1 protein-coding gene is annotated in these 18,943 nt (G+C 68.6%); it reads left to right on the top strand.

Translation table 11 applies throughout. The features are described 5' to 3' along the window. Positions 1-7: 7 nt before the first annotated feature. On the top strand, positions 8-18,934 hold the full coding sequence (locus WNB94_RS07685; RefSeq protein ID WP_341389460.1) for a leukotoxin LktA family filamentous adhesin: 18,927 nt from the start codon (positions 8-10) through the stop codon (positions 18,932-18,934). The last annotated feature ends 9 nt before the right edge of the window (positions 18,935-18,943 follow it).

Here is an 18,943-nt window from a genome sequence, read left to right as displayed (position 1 = left end):
TGTCATCATGAGCCAGCATCGCCAACGCCGCACCCTCCACGCCCGCATGGCCACCCGCCGTGCCGCGACGCCCCAGGCCACCCGCCGTCCCGCCTGGGGCACCGAGGTGGCGCAGGCGATGCCCCAGCCCCTGCCGCTGGCCCTGGCGGTGGCCTCGGCGCTGGGCCTGTCCCAATCGGCGCTGGCGGCCGACAACACGATCACCCTGATGCAAAAGGGTGGCAGCAACGTGACGGGCACCGCGGTGCTGGTCAATGGCAACCGCACCAACATCACCACCACCACCATCAGTGGCAATGCGGCGTTCAATGCCTTCTCGCGCTTTGATGTGGCGGCAGGCAACACCGTCAACCTCGTGGTGCCCGGCGCGGTCAACACGCTGGTGAACCTGGTGGCCAACCCCATCTCGGTGTACGGCACGCTGAACTCGGTGCGCAATGGCACCATCGGTGGGCACCTGGTGTTTGCCAGCCCCGACGGCATGCTGGTGGGCGCCGGCGGCGTCATCAACACCGGCCGGCTCAGCGTGTTCACGCCCAACCGTGCCGACTTTGACGCGCTGGCCGACCGCCTGGGCTCCGGTGCCGGCGACGCACTGACCGCTCAGATGCTGCAGGGCGGCATCGGTCGCAGCCCCACGGGCTACATCCGGGTGCAAGGTCAGATCAACGCCCTGGAGGGCGTGACGCTGGACGCCGGTGTCGATGTGAATGTGGAGGGCGGTGCCGTGATCCGCGCGGGCTCGGATGCCCGCCTGGCGCCCACCTTGCAAGCGGCGGTCAATGCCACCGGCAGCGGTTTGACCGCACCGGCCCTGGTGCAAAAGGCCGGTGGCGAGATCGAGATCGTGGCCGAAGGCGCCGTGACCATCGCGGCGTCCGCGCAGGTCTCGGCGGCCCAGCGGCTGGATGCCGTGAGCGACAGTGAGGCGGCGCAGGGCGGCGGGCGGGGTGGTTCGGTCTCGCTGGCCGGGCGCAGCGTGCGCATCGAGGGCACGGTGGACGTCAGCGGGCAACGTGGTGGTGGCAGCGTGACCGTGGGCCGCGCCGATGCGGCCCGTCTGGCCGGGCCCTCGGAGTTCGAACTGGCCAAGCTGGCCGACGACACCTTCGATGAAAGCCTGGAAGAAGTCGAGGTCTCTACCCTGGCCGCGGACGGCACCTACACCGGGCCCACAACCCCGTACGACGCGGCCGAGGCCGCCGACGTGGTCACGCGCAGCACCACCCTGGGCAGCACCGGCGAGGTGCTGGCCGATGCCCTCAGCCAGGGTGATGGGGGGCAGGTTCGTTACGTGAGCGAAGCCTCGCAGCCGCCGCAGGCCGGCGAGGGCACCGCGATCCGTGGCCGCACGTCGGCCCGTGGGGCGGGTGCGGGTGGCCGTGGCGGGCAGGTGGACTATGAGGGCCTCAACGCCACCGGGCTGAGCGCATCGGCCCAGACCGACCTGTCGCCGGGCGCCGGTGGCACCTTCGGCACGATGACGCTGGGGGCCTTCAACATCCGCATCATCGAGGGCGCGGCCAGCACCAGCGTGGGCTGCCTGACCACCTGCGACATCACCGTGGGCACCATCCAGTCGCTCATGGGCAACGCCAGCCTGAGCCTGGTGGCCTCGAACCCGCTGGGCACCTCCACGCTGGAGCTGGCCGAGGGCGTGAACCTGGACCTGCGAACCCAGATGGGCCTGGACAGCACCAAGGTGCTGCGCCTGCAGTCGCAAGACATCACCTTGCAGGACGACTCCACCATCCAGACGCGTGGCGGCCGGGTCATCCTCAGCGGATTGGGTTCGCTCACGTCCACCATCTCCCTGTTCAGTGGCACGCCGATCGCCACGCAGCAAGAGATCATCAATCCCCAGTCGTTCAACTACCTGGGCGGCAGCTTTGGTGGCACGGTGACGATGAAAGACGGCGCGCGCATCATCACGCGCCCGGTGGCCGCTGGCCAGGACGCCACCACGGCCACCACCTTGCAGGGCAAGGCCGGTGATGTGATCCTGCGCGGCGAGCACATCGATCTGCAGGCCGGCAGCGGCATTTACGCGCACGGTGATGGCGTGCGCCAGGGCGGCACGGTCGAGCTGTCCACCTACGCGGCCGCCAACCACTACCTGGTGGTGTCCAACGCAGGCAGCAGCCTCACGCTGGGCGGCACCGTGCGCGCCGGCACCATCAACGCCACCAGCATGGCCTACGCGGCGGCGGCGGGCACCGAAGAGAAGTTCGCCATGCAGGCGCTGGCCTTCCTGGGCGGCATCTCTGCCGGGGTGGAGATCGCCAAGGCCAACGCCACCACCACCGTCAAGTCGACGGCGGTGCTGCAGGCCGATGGGGACATCAACCTCAACGCCCAGACCACCACCAGCGCGATCAACAAGATCAAGGCCATCAACGCCGGCACGGCCCAAAGTGCCGTGACGCTGAGCGCCGCTTACGCCGAAACGGGTGGCGAGGCCAGGACCGTCATCGAAGGCGGCAGCATCACCGCCGGTGGCGCGCTGAACGTGCTGGCCCTGAACAACGCCACCGCGCGTTCCAAGGTCTCGTCCATCAGCCTGGCGGGCGCACCGATGAACGCGGTGTTCTCCATGGTCAAGACGGACAACAAGGCCACGGCCGACGTGCAGGCCGGCACCATCCAGGCGTCCAAGGTGGACATCCAGGCCATCCAGGTGGGCGACACCTTCAACGCCGCCGCGCTCAAGAAGATCTCGGCCAGTGGCGACTCCGATGGGGTGTCGGTGGGGGCGGCGGTGTCGATCACCAACTTCAGCTCGGAGGCCCGACTGGGTGCCGACCTGATCGGTGTGGGCGACGTGAACGTGCTGGCCAACACCGTCACCTGGCAGAACTACAACAAGGTGGCCGCCAAGGACACCAAGCTGCCCGCCCTGGTGCAGAAGGTGCTGGCCAAGAAGGGCAAGACGGGCCTGGTGGCAGGCAACCCCGTGACGCAGTTCGTGGCGGGCCAGATCGACGATGCGCTCAAGCGCAAGAACACCACGGGGCAGTTTGACCTGCCCTTCCAGGCCAGCGGCACCATGGCCTTTGTGGAGAGCAAGCTCAACGCGACCGCCGTCATCGAGCCCGATGTGCTCATCGACTCCACGGGCAACGTGGCCGTGGTGGGGCGCACCGAGAACCACTCCACCCACAACATCTCGCAGTCGGGCGCCAAGGCCAAGGACGATGTGGGCTTTGCCCTGTCGGCGGCCGTGGCCGTGGGCCTGTACGAGCAGAATGCCCGCACCATCATTGGACAAGGCGCCACCATCAAGGCGCAGAACATCGGTGTGCTGTCCGAGAACGAGCAGCCACTGGACATCACCTGGGATGACCAGTTCGACATCCGCAACAAGCCCTCGAAGATCCTCAAGGCACTGACGCCGCCCAACTTCGGTCTGGCCGATTACGTGCTGACCAGCTACGCCAGCGCCAAGGCATCGCAAGAGGTCGAAGGCGGTGCCGCGATCACCGGTTCGGTCAACTACACCAACTTCAGCAACACCGCCCAGACCTGGATCGCGCCCGAGGCCACGCTGGAGGCCACCGCCACGGTGGACACACCGTGGTCGCTGACCTGGAAGATCCCGGATGCGCCGCCGGCCTTTGTCGACCCGCTGGACAACGACAACCTGGTGGCGCCGCCAGCGGGTCAGATCGAGTCCACCAAGTCGCTGCTGTGCGGCTTTGAGGCCAACCCCGAGCAGTGCCGTGCCGACGCCACCCTGCCACCCGACAAGATCGTGGTGTACGGCGTGTTTCCGGCGGACGTGCCGCCGCCCGTGCTGGGCATCACCCTGGGCACGGCGGTCAACTTTGACCGCAGCCTGAGCGTGGGTGCCACCAGCGAGACCGCCGCCATCACCCTGGCGGGCTCGGCCGCAGGCCTCATTCCCCAACCGGGGGCCAAGGGCGAGAACTCGGCCGGCGCCTCGGTCAATGTGCTGCGTGCGGCGCACAGCGTGTCCACCCTGGTGGATGCCTCGGCCACGCTCAAGGCCGCGGCCACCGTCGATGTGCACGCCAGTGCAGACGACACCCTGGTGGCCCTGACGCCCTCGGGCGGCAAGGCCGAAGACACGGGCGTGTCTCTGCTGGGCGCGGTCGTCCTGACCGACAACCAGGTGCGCGCGCTGGTGGATGCCACCGCGCAGTTGCACGCCCGCAATGTGCTGCTGGACGCCCGCCAGGGCCTGACGGCGGTCAACGTGGCCGCGGCCCTGACCAGCGGCGGCGCGGTGTCGGTGGGCGTGGGCCTGAGCCTGGCCGACATCCACACCGACACCCAGGCCCGCGTGGGCCTGAACGTGGGCACCAGCGAAGACTGGCTGCGCCCCGCCGGTGTGGCCGTGAACCCTTTTTCTGCGCTGCCGACCGCCGAGCAGGGCATCCGCGTCAGCGACACCCTGACGGTCGATGCGCAGACCCAGGCCATGATCGTGTCGCTGGGGGTGATGGCCTCGGACACCAGCAACGACGACCCCAACACCTACGAAGGCCCGGCCAACAAGCCCAGCGCGGCTGCAGCGCTCAAGCAAAAGGCCACCGACAAGATGGCCAGCACCCGCACGGCGGCGGCCGACAAGCTCAAGGCCGTGCCATTGGTGGGCAACACCCTCGACAAGAGCGTGCGTCCCAAGCAGGATGAGCCCCCCAAGGGTTCGCCCAATTCCTTCAACCTCTCGCTGACGGCCAATGCGGCGGTCAACAACGTCGAGATGGTCACCAAGGCGGGGCTGGACAACGTGACGGTGAAGGCCCGCACACCGGCCAGCGACGCGCTGAAGGTGACGGTCAATGCGCTGGAGCAGGCCAACATCGTGGCCGCCTCGGGCGCAGGGGCCCTGTCGCGCGGCAAAGACCCGAAGGTCACGACCAAGGCCGGCGGCGCGGGGGCCCTGGCCCTCAACATCGTGCGCAACACCACCGAAGCCTCGGTGCGTGGCAGCGATGTACAAGACTTTGCCAGCATGGACGTGCTGGCCGATCGCCGTGGCGAAAACGTCTCGGTGGGCCTGGGCCTGGCGGCCAGCACCGGCTCGGCGCAGCAGGATGCGCAGTCGCTGCAGGCGGCGATCTCGGCCTCGGTCACGGACGTGGACAGCACCCTGACCGCCGTGGTCGAGCGTTCGACGCTGAGCGGGCGCGAAGGTGACGATGCCGAAGACCCGGCCACGGCCGACCTGCAGGTGATGGCGCGTGACAGCACCACCACCGGCCTGGGCGGCGGTGCCTTGAGCGTGGGCGGCAGCAAGGGCGTGGGCGCCACCGTGGCGGTGGGCCTGATCAAGAGCGACACCACGGCCGCCATCCGCGGCAGCCAGATCACCCAGGTCAACGATGTGCGCGTGGGCGCCTTCGACCCCACCACCATGGCCGCTGCGGCCGTGGCGGTGTCCGTGTCCTCGGGTCAGTCCTCGTCCTCCGGCGTGTCCATCGCCGGCTCGGGTGCGATCAATTTCGTCAACACCACCACCATCGCCGAGATCACCGACGCGCCCGCCGCCGGTGGGCAGCCCAAGGTGCGCAGCAGCATCACGGCCGATGGCGACATCTCGGTGGTGGCCAGCGACCAGGTCACCACGCAGGCGCAGGCCGCGTTCAATGCGGCCTATGCCGCCCACGCTGCGGGCGCACCCCGTGGCGAGGCCGATGCCGACGTGGGTGAAGACCGCTCGGATTTTGGTGCGGGCTTCCTGGCCAACCAGACCAGCGATGGTCAGGCCAACATCTCGGCCCAGCGCGAAGTGCCCGAGGGCGAGACCGACGACGACAACCCGGCCGTGACCTGGGACACCTCGCGTGCCGGCTCGCTGATGATCGCCGTGACCGGCACGGGCGTGGGGCAGGGCAATGGGGCGGGTGTGGGCGTGTCGGTGTCCGTGTCCGAGAAATCGCACATCGCGCGTGCCTACGACGCCGACCTGAGCGCCAGCACGCTGGACATCGCCGCCAAGGCCTCCACCCTGGCGGTGGACGTGGCCGTGGGCGCCGCCGTGTCCACCGACAACAGCAATTTCAGTGGTGTGGGCTCGGCCGCCGCCACGTCCAATGGCAACGTGACCGAAGCCCGCCTGGGCAAGAGTGGCACCACCACCACGGTGAACCTCAGCAGCACGGCCGACGACGCGCTGAAGGTGCGCGCCGAAGACGACACCCAGAACTGGACCGTGGCTGGCAACGTGGCGGTCAACGTGCAAAGTGGCGCAGCCATCGGCCTGGCGCTGGGCGTGAGCGAAAGCAATGCCCGCACCGAGGCCATCGTGGAGCGCGCCACCGTCACCAACGAAGGGGGCAACCAGGTCACCGCGTCCAGCGACGCTGATTTCTTCACCCTGGCCATCAGCGGCGGTTATGCCGCCGGCGTGGCCTTGAATGGCTCGGTCACCTATGACGACATCGCCACGGCCACCAAGGCCGAGGTGCGCGATGGCAGCCACCTCACGGGCACGGGCCTGAGCATCCTGGCCGGTGACACCTCGGCCGATGGCACCGAGTCGTCTCGCATCTTCTCGCTGGCCGGCACCGGCGCCAAGGGCGGCACGGCCATCGGTGCGGGCATCAACATCAACATCATCCGCATGAGCAACCAGGCGCTCATGTCGGACTCGACCTTCAACATCGGCTCGGGCGGCATCTTGCAGCGCGCGCGCAGCAATGCCGAGATCTGGGCAGCTGCGGTGTCCGTTGGCGTGGCTGACAACTTCGCCTTCAATGGCGCCAGCGCCAACTCGGCCATCGAGAACGTGACCGTGGCCGAGAGCACCGGCGTCAAGCTCGACACCGGGGGCGACTACGTGTTGGCGGCCGAAGACGATTCGGCCTCGCGCACCCTGAGCCTGGGCCTGGCGGTCAGCACCGGCGGTGGCGCGGGCGGCGCGGCGCTGACCGTGAACCACATGGGCACCCAGACCCGTGCCTCGCTGCATGGCGACAGCACGGATGCGGATGCGCATGTCAAGGCACGCAACGTCAAGGTCACGGCCGACAGCGACGGCACCGTGGGCGTGCTGGCCGTGGGCATTGGCGGCGCCTCATCGGGTGCGGTGGCCGGCTCGATTGGCGTCAACGTGATGACCAACCGCATCGTGGCCGAGATCGACCAGGGTGCCCAGGTGGACGCCAACCACAACGTGCTGGTGCAGGCCCGTGACCGTGGCGACATCTCGGCCCTGGCCGGTGGGGTGGCCATCTCGGCCAGTTCGTTCTCGGCGGCGGTGGGCGCGTCGGCGTCGGCCAACGTGATCAGCAACAGCACGCGCGCCTCCATCGGCAACGATGGCGAGTCCGCCACGGTGGTCAATGCCCGCGCGCAAGACAGCAGCGACACGCTGGAAGTGGGCAACGGGCAGCTCACCGAGCAGGTGACCTACGACGGCTTCACCAAGGCCGAAAACTACGCCGCCCCCACGCTGACCGAAGCCACCAAGATCGTGACCGGTGTGGCGGTGAACGCCTCGTCGGTGCGCCACATCAAGGCCATGGGCCTGACCGTGGGCGTGGCGGCCAGCCTGGGCGCAGGCTTCTCGGGCAACATCGGTGCCCAGGTGGCCGGTGGCAGCACCACCGCGCGCGTCACCAACGCCAAACTCAACGTTGACCGTGAACTGGTGCCGGGCATCGATGGCCCGGACACCGTGCTGTACCGGGGCGAGACGGGCCTGGCGCAGAACGTCGACATCCTGGCGTCCAGCCACCAGTACAGCGCAAACTTTGCCTTCTCGGGCGCGGGATCGGGGCTGGCCGGCCTGGCCGGTGCCGTGTCGGTGGACGTCAACAAGGCCGACACCATCGCCGAGCTTCGCCACAGCGAGGTGGACGCGGGCGGACAGGTCAACGTCAAGGCCTCCAGCACGGCCGGTCTGGCGGGGTCGGTGGCCTCGGTGGCCGGCGCTGGTGGCGTGGCGGGGGCGGGCACGGTCGAGGTGGGGGTGAGCAAAGGCACCACGCGTGCCGGCATCTATGACAGCGAGGTTCACGCCACCGGTGTGGCGGTGGATGCGCGCAACCTCAGCGGCAACAAGTTCGTGGTGGGCTCGGGCGCCATCGCGGGCGGATACGCCGGCGCCGGTTCGGTGCTCGTGGCCGTCAGCGAGCAAACCACCATCGCCGAGATCGACCAGTCGCGCACGGGCAGCCGTGCAGGCCAGGCGCGGCGAGTGATTCGCGCCGATGCGCGGGGCGCTGGCATCGACACCGATGGCCAGATCACGGTCGATGCCATCAATGATGTGCGCAACGCCAACGTGGTCGCTGCGCTGGCGGGCGGCTCGGATGTGGGCGTGGCCGGCGTGATCGACGTCACGGTGCACAACAGCACCACCAGCGCCCGGGTGCACGATGCGGAGCTGGACGCGTCCGGACGCAGCGGCGACGCCACGCGTGGCGTGCGCGTCAAGGCCGAAGACAAGGGCAACATCCTGCGTGCGGCCGGCGCGGCCGGCATCTCGTTTGGTTCGGCCGGTGCCAGCGGCGCCGTGTCGCTCATGATCGGGCGCAGCTCGGCGCAGGCCGCCATCACCAGCTCGCTGGTGGATGCGCCGGCCATCACGGTGGAGGCCTTGAACCGCAAGCAGATGGACAACTACACCATCGGCCTGGGGGTGGGCGGTGGCGCGGGCGTGGGCGGCACGCTGTCGTTGGTGATGCTGGGCACGGCACCGGCATCGTCGCAACAGCCTGAGGCCTTCGCTGCCTTCACGGGCAACAGCAAGGGGGGATCGTCGATCGATGCCGCCAGCGACGCCACCTCGGGCATCAAGGGCTACTTTGGCATTGACGGCGGGCCCGATGGGCGCAAGGAAAACGCCTTGAGCAGCGCCGAGCTGGCCGAGCTGCAGGGCTCGTCCAGCACCAGCACCGACATGGGCAGCCTGCTGAGCAGCGGGCGGGCCAACGAGTCCAAGGCCCTGGTGAGCAACTCCGTGCTGCGCACGGACACGCTCAAGGTCACGGCACGCACGGAAACCTCCATCGTCAATGCGGCGGGCGCCTTGGGCGCTGCCGGCGCGGTGGGGGTGGGCGGCAGCATCGGCCTGACCTTCGTCAACAACGCGGTCGAGGCCGGACTGAGCCGCAGCCTGGTGCTGGCCCGCGATGGTGGGCGGCGCCCGGAGGTGACCATCAGCGCGGTGGCCGACAACCTCTCACGCAGCAGCAGCCATTCCGTCAAGGACGGCGACACCCAGGTCGATTGCGGCAAGGACACCACCGTGTGCAACGTCACCGTGGCCGGTGGCGCGGGCGGACTGGTGGGTTTTGGTGCGGCCGTGGCGCACGTGGGCCTGAACAACCAGGTGCTCACACACGTCGATGGCGACCTCACGATCGGCTCGCTGGCGATGACGTCCGAAGACCACAGCAAGGTCGACGTCTTCACGCTGGGCGCCTCGGTCGGGGCGGTGGCCGTCGGGGCCTCGTCGGCCACCGCCACACGCGATGGCACGGTCAAGGCCGAGATCAACCCGGACGTCAATGGCGCGGGTGCGACCTTCTCTGAGGCGGGGTCAACCGCCGGCCTGCGGGGCACCCGCATCGAGGCCAGCGACCAGATTTCGGTGACGGCCCACGCCGGCGGCGTGCTGCGTGCGCGCGCGATCGGCCTGGCCGCCGGGGCGGCTGGCGCCACGGGCGCGGGCACGGGCTTGCGAGACAACATCCACACCATCGCCCGCGTGGGCGACAACGCGGTGGTGGGCAGCCTGTACGGCGACATCGCCCTGACCGCCCGCCACGACGCGGTGCTGTCGGCCGATTCGCTGGGGGTGGCGGTGGCCTCGTGGGGCGCCTTGGGGGTCTCTGCCTCAACGGCCACGGTCAACTCGCAAACCACCGCCGAGATCGACGATGGCGCCGTCGTGCTGGTGCGCACCAGCGTGAACCCCAGCACTGGCACCATCGATGACAACAAGCTGTCGGTGGACGCCATCGACACCTCCTCGGCCAGCACCAACGCCACCGCTGGCACCGGCGCCTTGCTGGTGGGCGCGAATGCGGCCGTGGCCGACACCACGCAGAAGGCCCGCGTGCACACCCGCCTGGGCAACCAGGTGACCCTGGGCTCTGGCGCCCTGGCGCTCAATGCCAACTCGGATGTGCGCGGCACGTCGGTGGCCTCGGGCATCAGCGTGGGCGGTTTGCTGTCGGTGGGCGCGGCGATTTCGCGCACACACGGCCAGACCGACACCACCCTGAGCTACGGCCTGGGCACGCGTTACGAGCAGGTCAATGGGGTCGAGACGGCGGGCAGCCGCGCCAGCCTGAGTGCCATGGGTGAAGCCACCCTGGTCTCGCGCACCCTGGCGGGCTCGGGCGGCATCATCTCGGGCGCGGCGGCTTCGTCGGCCATCGACGACACGGGTCGCGCCAGCGTGAGCGTGCTCGATGGCAGCGGCACCGCCCCCAACGCCCACGCCACGCTGGCCGCCGGCACGGTCGAGGTGGTGGCCGATTACCAGTCGAACTACGGCCTGCACGCCAACGCCGTCAACGCCAGCGTGGTGGGGGCCAGCGGCACCGAAGCCACCTACACCAACAACACTGGCGGCCGCAAGGCCGGCGCCACCATCGATGTGGGGCGCTATGCCGAAGTCGAGGCCCTGGATGGCATCAGCCTGAGCTCGGCGGCGCACGTGCAGCGCGTGGCCGGCACGGCCTCTGCCAGCGACCGTGATGCCGAGTACGTGGCCACGGGCGCCGGTGGTGGCCTGGTCAGCGGTGCGGCCGTCGTGGCCAAGCAGACGCTCAACCACGAGGCGGCCACCCGCGTGGCCGACAACGCCAGCCTGATCACCAGTGGCGATCCGTACCTGCGCAAGGGCAACATCGCCTTGCATGCCCGCGCCACGACGGACGCGGCCATGCACGTCAAGCTCAACACGGGCGGTGCCATCCAGGCGCCGTTCACCAAGTCGGAGACCTTCCTCAACAGCAGCGTGACGGCGTCGCTGGGCCAGAACACGCTGGTGCGCAGCACCGGCGGCTTCGCCCTGACCACCAGCGTGGACCACAAGGTGCTCAATGAGGCCCTGACCAAGACCTATGGCGCCATCGGCATCGCCGGTGGCCGCTCGGTCACCGAGCTGATCGCCAACGAGTTCGTCACCGTGGGCTCGGGTGCCGACATCTTCGCGTGGGATGACATCAACATCGGCACCGGCATGGACGCACAGGGTGCGGCCATCAACCTGATCGGCGCACGCGCCATCACCGATGTCTACAACTACGCCCTGATCCCCATCACGCCCGAGCTGGACGCCGAGGCCTCGGCCGTGGACAACGCCACCGTGACGGTGGCCGGTGGCGCGCGGGTGCGCTCGGTGCGCGATGTGCGCATCGGCTCGCGTCGGGGCCTGTCGGATGCCAAGACCGTGGCCGCCGGCCACAACCCCTACAGCGAGAGCACCCACGAGGTCATCAACACGCCGGGCAACGAGCTGGTGAAGTACGACCACCGCCTCAAGGTGGATGGCAGCGTGATGGCGGGCGTGCGCAGCAGCACCAAGGTCACCATCGACATCAACAACAACCTGAGCTATCGCGTTGAGGATGGCAGTGGTGACGCCTCTGCCGCCGTGGACCCCTTGCTGATCGAGGGTGGGCTGGTTCAGCTCAGCTCGGTGGACACCTTGCAAGGCGAGGCGCCCGACCGCGTGTTCGTCAAGACCACGCTGAACGCGCGTGACTACCTGCAGGACCTGCAGGACGCGACGGACGATCCGGAAGAGGCCGAGCGCCTGGGCAACCTGCTGGCCCTGGTCAACAACAAAACGCTGACCGCCTTCGTGCTGCCTGACCTTCGGGCTTACGGCGGCAGCATCAAGGTCGATGCCGATGTCATCACCGGCAGTGGCTTGCTGCGCGCCTCGGGCGGCGCCAAGATCGATGTCCAGAACGCGGGCAACAACCACCTGTTCATCAACAACCTGTACATCCCTGACGAGCCGTCGGGCGGGCACGTCGACTTTGCCCGTGGCCAGTTGGCCAACCAGCTGTCGGTGCGCGTTCAAGAGTACAACACCGACCGCCAGCCGCTGATCAACGTCAAGGCCAACTACCTGAGCCCCTTGGGTGACAAGAGTGGCACGCTGTTCTTCGTGCCGGGTCGTTTGCTCAATGGCGAGATCAGCCAGGTGTCCAACCTGCAAGGTCGTGTGGCCGTGCAGACCGACGGTGGCGACATCGCCATCACCTCGGCCATCAGCGCGGCCGAGCTCTACCAGGACGCGCCCAACGGGGCGATCTCTCTGGGCACGCCAGACGCGCCGTACTTCACGGGCGGTGACCCGGCGTTTGCATGGCAAGGCGCGATCGGTGCCTTGTCCAGGCTGTCGCCCTGGCAGTCGGACATGGTCCCGGTGCAGATCGCCTTGCTGGCCGCGCGCGAGCGCTTCATCCAGCTGGTGGGCCGCGCGCCCAACAGCACGCAAGAGCTGTCGACCGTGTTGTCCTCGGTGGGCGATCCCTACCTGTATGACAGCAAGCTGGGCAATGGCATCCACAACGACCAGGTGGTGTGGTCGTACGTCAACAGCGGCGACAACTTCGGCCAGATCGCGGGCGATTTTGGCAAGAGCTCGCCGGATTACCTGCGCTGGTACAAGAACCGCTATCTGTTTGCCCAGCACACCCTGTTGTCGCCCACGGCATCCAGCAGCAGCCTGTACGCGGGCTCCAACGCCAGCAACCCCACCGTGCCCACCGGCCTCAATGGCGGGCAGCTGCTGCAGATCAACGCCTCCATCCTCGACCTGAACGGACGCATCAGCTCGGGCGTGTCGGGCAGCAGCTCGGTCACGGTCAGCAACACGGCCAGCATCAACGTGGCGGGCAGCACCGTCACGGTGCTGGACTGCCTGCTGGACCCGACCTGTGTGGCGCGCTCCGGCCTGTCGCAGTTCCGTGATCCGGTCACGGGGCTGTACCGCCTGGACACGATGGGCAACGGCGTGGCGCAGGTGAAGGCCGGTGACCGTGCTGTGCCCATCTGGTTCGACGCCGCCAGCCGGCAACTGGTCACGCGCTCCATGACGGGGGGCAACGGTGGCCGCATCTACTTGTCGGGCCAGATCATCAACTCCAGCCGCCTGGACGGCAGCGGCGCCACCAACGGGCTGATCCAGCTCAACAGCGGGGCGCCACAGTTCGACATCCGCAACAACAGCGGCTTCAACCTGTCGCTGGGCAGCATCAACACGGGTGAGCTGGGCAAGAGCGAGCTGCGCATCACCGACAAGCTCAAGCGTGACGGACAGGGCCGCGCCCTGACCACCTGGTACGTGTACGACCCGGTGGCGGGCGCCAATCAGGGCTTCACGCGTTACCAGTCTTATGGGGCCGATCTGCGCGCGGGGTACGCCAACCTGTCGGGCACCTACCTGGGCCTGGCCCCCAACCTGGCCTATGACCCCATCGCGGGCGCGCGCCTGAACTGGACGCGCACGGCCACCATCGGTCGCACCGTGTACAACCCGGTGGCCAACAGCAACATGTGGTGGGATTACCGCGCCACCGATTGGGGCTTCACCAGCGGCTGGACGAACAACCAGAACTACTCGGTGTCGGTCAACCCGGGTGATGCGGGCACCACCTTGCGTTTGTCCACCGACACCACCGAGCTGAACCGATACGGTGCACGGGTCACGTACTCGTACAACGGCGCGGCCGAGCGCACCTTCTATCTGCCCACCTCCATCCGGGCCACGCAGAGCATCTCGGTCAAGGCCGACACCCCGGTACCCATCCGCGCCGTGGGGGCCTCACAAGGCTACATCAATGTGTTCTCCAAGGGGGGCATCACGCTGGACGGGTCCTTGATCAACCGCACCGGCGACACCATCCTCACCGACCAGGGCCGGGGCATCCGCCAGGGCACCGAGGTTGATCCGACCATCGCGGCGCGCAACCTGCGCATCTCCAGCATCCTGGACGTGGGCGCTGCGCCCGACCTGAGTGGTCTGCGCAAGCCCTTGCGCATCGACATGGCGGTGGATGCACAGGGCAAGCCCCTGGGCAATCTGTTCGCCGAGGTCAGCAATGGCTCGCTGTTCCTTGATGCCGTGGGCCCGGTGCGCACCGAGCGCCTGAGCTCCCAAGGCACCACCTGGCTGCATGCGGCCGGCAACCTGTCCACCATCAACGATGGCGAGGTGTTCGGCAAGGTGGTGGACCTGGTCTCCACCAATGGCTCGATCACGGGCGACAGCCCCACCCAGTCGCTGAACTACCGAGGCGGCATCCTGTCGGCCAAGGCGCGCGGGGACATCCGCATCGACAACCGTGGTGAGGTGCTGCGCATCAACGAGGTCAATACGTCCGAAGGGGATGTGGTCATCAGCTCGGCCACCGGCATGCGCGACGCCCGTGAAGAGCAGCCCACCGACATCCGTTCGGAAGAACAGATCCAGGCCTTGTGGAGCGAGCGTCTGAAGATGACCGACCAGGCCGAGGCCCTGGCCGACGCACAGACACAGACCGTCGACCCCTACCAGCAACGGGTGCGCACCGATTACCAGACCTGGTGGGCCCTGATGGACGCCGGTACGGTGGACGCCTCCGGGCAGTTCACGGTGGGCAAGGTCACCAACGAGTGGCGTGACCGCACGCGCCAGGCCCTGAACCTGGCCAGCACCCCCAGCGACCAGCAGGTGCGCGACTTCATCGTGGACCTGTGGCGCAACCGCGCTCGCAGCGCGCAGGGGCTGCCCAGCGACGCCGCGCTCAGCAACGCCGAGGTGCAGGGCTACGTCAGTGGTCTGTACAGCACCCTGAGCAGTCGCTTCAGTGAGGCCTATGGCGGCCAGGGCTGGCAACAGCAAAGCGCCTTCCAGGCTTATGACAGCGGGTTCACCTATGACATGAGCACCGCCAATGCAGACCTGCGAGACCAGCTGGTGCGCGGCGCGTACTGGGGGGTCGAGCTGCTGACCAACCAGATCCGCTCGGCGGCACTCAACCGCACGGGCACCGAAACCCCGCTGCCCACTTACACCAACATCAGTGGCCGCAAGGTCACGCTGACGACGGGGGCCAACACCTCGGTGGGCCGCTATGTGCAGGACCTGGACATCCAGCTCTACAACACGGACGGCAGCAGCCGCCAGCTCACCAGCACCGAGCTGCAAGCCCTGCTACAGGCCACCTCGGCCAACGACCTGACGGTGGTGAAGGATGCCAACGGCAAGCCCGTCTCGTTCATCGCGCGCCAGAACCGTCCGGTGATCGTCTCGGCCTCCGAGTCGCTCACGGTGGACGCGGGCGTCGATGCCATCATCAGCGCGCGGGGTCAGGCCAAGGTGGACTCGGTCAAGGCCCGCACGGGTCAGGTTCGATTCACCGCCGAAGACGGCATCCTGCGCACAGGTCTGGGCACCACCTTCACGGCGGGCACCGGCATGATCCTCAATGCCGGCCGCGGCAGCATCGGCACCTTCGACCCCGCTCAGGGCAACCGGGCGGTGCTGGTGGGCAGCACCCAGGCGAATGCCGACGTGGTGCTGGAGCAGGTGCGGGCCTCCAACGGCGAGATCCGCATCGAGCGGGCCGACGCTGGCGATGTGCTGTTTGACGAGATCACCGCGGCCGATCGCGCCCACTTCACCGTGGCCAACGGCGACCTGTTGGCCCGTGACGGCGCCCTGGGCATCGTGGCCAGCGAATTGATGGTCAAGCTGCCGGCGGGGCGTTTCGGCGCCGCGGCGGCCGACGGTGCCGCGCTGCTTCAACTGAATGCGGCGCAGGCCGATGCACAACAGCCGGGCCTGTTCGGCTTCAGCGTGCGCGACGGCGTGAACGTGGCCCTGGCGGCAGGCAAGGGCCTGACGCTGACCGGCTTCAGCAGCGGTGGGGCCACCACGGCCAGCGTGGCCGACAGCTTCATGCTGGACGCCGGCACCACCGTGCTGGGCGACGGGCCACAAGTTCGCCTGGAGGGCGAGCTCATCACCACCCGGGATGCGCGTGTGGCGGGCGACAGCCGCTTCATGGTGGGCGCGGGCCGCTTGCAGAGCCGCTCTGGCCGCGTGACGCTGGACGTTGGGCAGTACACCAGTGGCGGCACCGCCGCCGCCGAACTGCAGGCGGCCGAGTCGGTCATCCTGAAGGCCAGCGAAGGTGATGTGCGGGTGGGCAATGTGTCTGCCAAACACATCGCACTGGACGCGCCCGTGGGCCGCATCCTGGCTGCCCAGGCCGATGGCAACCGCCTGACGGCCACCGACTTGGTGGACCTCAATGGCGGCGGCGCCGGCTTGGGCATTGGTGAGTCTTCCGACAAACCCGTGACGGTGGATGCACCGCGCGTGGCCGCCAGCTCGGCGGCGGGCAATGTGTACCTGCGTTTGCTGGGTGACGACGTGACGGCCGAGCGACTCAACGCCCCCGGGGGCGTGTTGAACGTGGCGGCCGCCAACAACCTGCGCGTTCGCAGCGACGTGCTGGCCCGCAGCATCCAGCTGCAGGCCGCTGGCTTGCTGGACAGCACCGGTGTGGCCATCCGCGCCACGCTGGCCGATGGCGACCTCAGCCTCGTGGGCGGGCGTGTGCTGGCCGACCGCGTGCTGCACGACAACGGCAGCGTCGTGATCCAGGGCACGCAAGGCGTGAACGTGACCGGCCAGCTGCTGGCTGGCACCGATGCGCTCATCACCTCGGACGAGGGCGACGTGACCTTGATGGCGGCTCAGACGGGCGGGCAGTTCAAGGCCGTGGCGGGCGGGGATCTGTTGGTCACCGCGCTGGAGGCCGGTGCCAACGCCGAACTCCTGGCCGGTGGCGCGCTGAGCGTGACCCAGGCCCAGTCGGGCCAGAACATGCTGCTGCAGGGCGTGGGCCCGGTGCAGGCCGACACACTGCAGGCTGGCGGGGCGCTGGAAGTGCGCTCCACCGAGGGCGACGTGGCCCTGGGCCAAACCACCAGCGTGGACGACACCACGGTGTTGGCCGCACAGCACCTGGTGTTCGATGCCATCGAATCGACCGCTGGTTCGGCCCAGCTGCAGGCGGGCGCCCAGTTGACGGGCGGCAGCCTGAAGACCGCGCAGAACGCCCAGGCCACGGCCGGCGGCGACCTGTCGATCACCACGCTGCAGGCAGGCGGCAACGCCGTGCTGATGGCCGGTGGCGCGCTGAGCGTGACCCAGGCCCAGTCGGGTCAGAACATGCTGCTGCAAGGCGTGGGCCCGGTGCAGGCCGACACGCTGCAGGCGGGCGGGGCGCTGGAAGTGCGCTCCACCGAGGGCGACGTGACCCTGGGCCAAACCACCAGCGTGGACGACACCACGGTGTTGGCCGCACAGCACCTGGTGTTCGACGCCATCGAATCGACCGCCGGGTCGGCCCAACTGCAAGCGGGCGCCCAGTTGACGGGCGGCAGCCTGAAGACCGCGCAGAACGCCCAGGCCACGGCCGGCGGCGACCTGTCGATCACCACGCTGCAGGCGGGCGGCAACGCCGTGCTGATGGCCGGTGGCGCGCTGAGCGTGACCCAGGCCCAGTCGGGCCAGAACATGCTGCTGCAAGGCGTGGGCCCGGTGCAGGCCGACACGCTGCAGGCGGGCGGGGCGCTGGAAGTGCGCTCCACCGAGGGCGACGTGACCCTGGGCCAAACCACCAGCGTGGACGACACCACGGTGTTGGCCGCACAGCACCTGGTGTTCGATGCCATCGAATCGACCGCCGGGTCGGCCCAGCTGCAGGCGGGCGCCCAGTTGACGGGCGGCAGCCTGAAGACCGCGCAGAACGCCCAGGCCACGGCCGGCGGCGACCTGTCGATCACCGCGCTGCAGGCGGGCGGCAACGCCGCGCTGATGGCCGGTGGTGACGTGTCCGTGACCACCTTGACCGTGGCCGGACACACCGACGCCAGCGCCGGTGGCGACATGTCGGGCGACACCTGGCGCCTGGGGCAAGGCCTGACGGCCAGCATGCGCGATGGCCAGTTTGGCACCCTGATCGCCGACGATGGCGACATCGTGCTGGACGCTCGCCGAGACCTGAGCCTGGGCGTGGTGCGCGTCTTGAGCGCCGATCACGGCCTGCGTGCCTCGGCTGGCCGCGACATCCGTGGGCAGGACATCCGTTCCGCCGGGTTCGTGGACATGTACGCAGGCAACACCCTGTCGGTGGTTGAGCTGGAAGCGCCGCGGGTGCGCCTGGAAAGCCTGGGCGCCATGACACTGGACGTGCTGCGCGCAGACCGTGCCGAGCTGCTCAGTGCCACCGAGCTCTTGCTCAAACAAGGCCGCATCGGCTCGGCCCTGGGCATGTACTCGCCGCGCATCACCGCCAGCGTGCAGCACACCCGCAGCAACGCGCCCATGGCATTCCGCATCGGCGGCTACGGCAGCAACCCGCTCATCGATCAAGCCGACATCACGGTCAGCAGCGCCCAACCGCTGAGCATCCCGTCGTTCGACATCACCAACGGCATCTTCCGCCTGAACGTGCCCTTTTACCGATTCGAGGGCATGTTGGTGGGTGAGGTGGTGAACGTCATCAGCGGCGATGTGCACACCCTGATCGACAACCTGGTGCCCAGGTTGCCGGGCAATGGTGTGGACCTGACCCTGTACGACCCGGGGCGCCGCTTCATGCTGATGCAGCAGCCCACGGGCATGTACACCACGGCGTATGCCGTGGCAGGTCGCGTGGCGCTGCCGGTGTTCATCGGCAACTACACCTTCGAGCGCGACCCCGAGCCACTCAACGCGTCAGGCACCACCGTCATCACGGTGAACACCTTGTTGCCAACCTACCCGGCCGATCTGGGCTTCTCGCGCCAGATCCAGCTGGCCGACAACCTGCGCGTGGACGATCGCTTTGACGTGGCCCTGGACAAGGCCCTGAGCCAGCCGACCGCCGCCGGCCCCGCGGTAGAGACCGAAGAGGAAGACGAGCCGCTGATCGAAGTGCAAACCAGCAGCCTGTGACCCAGGCCT

Source organism: Aquabacterium sp. A3, from assembly GCF_038069945.1.
Classification (GTDB): Bacteria; Pseudomonadota; Gammaproteobacteria; order Burkholderiales; family Burkholderiaceae_C; genus Aquabacterium.
Note: the sequence above shows the minus strand (reverse complement) of the source record. Positions and strands in the feature narration are given on the sequence as shown.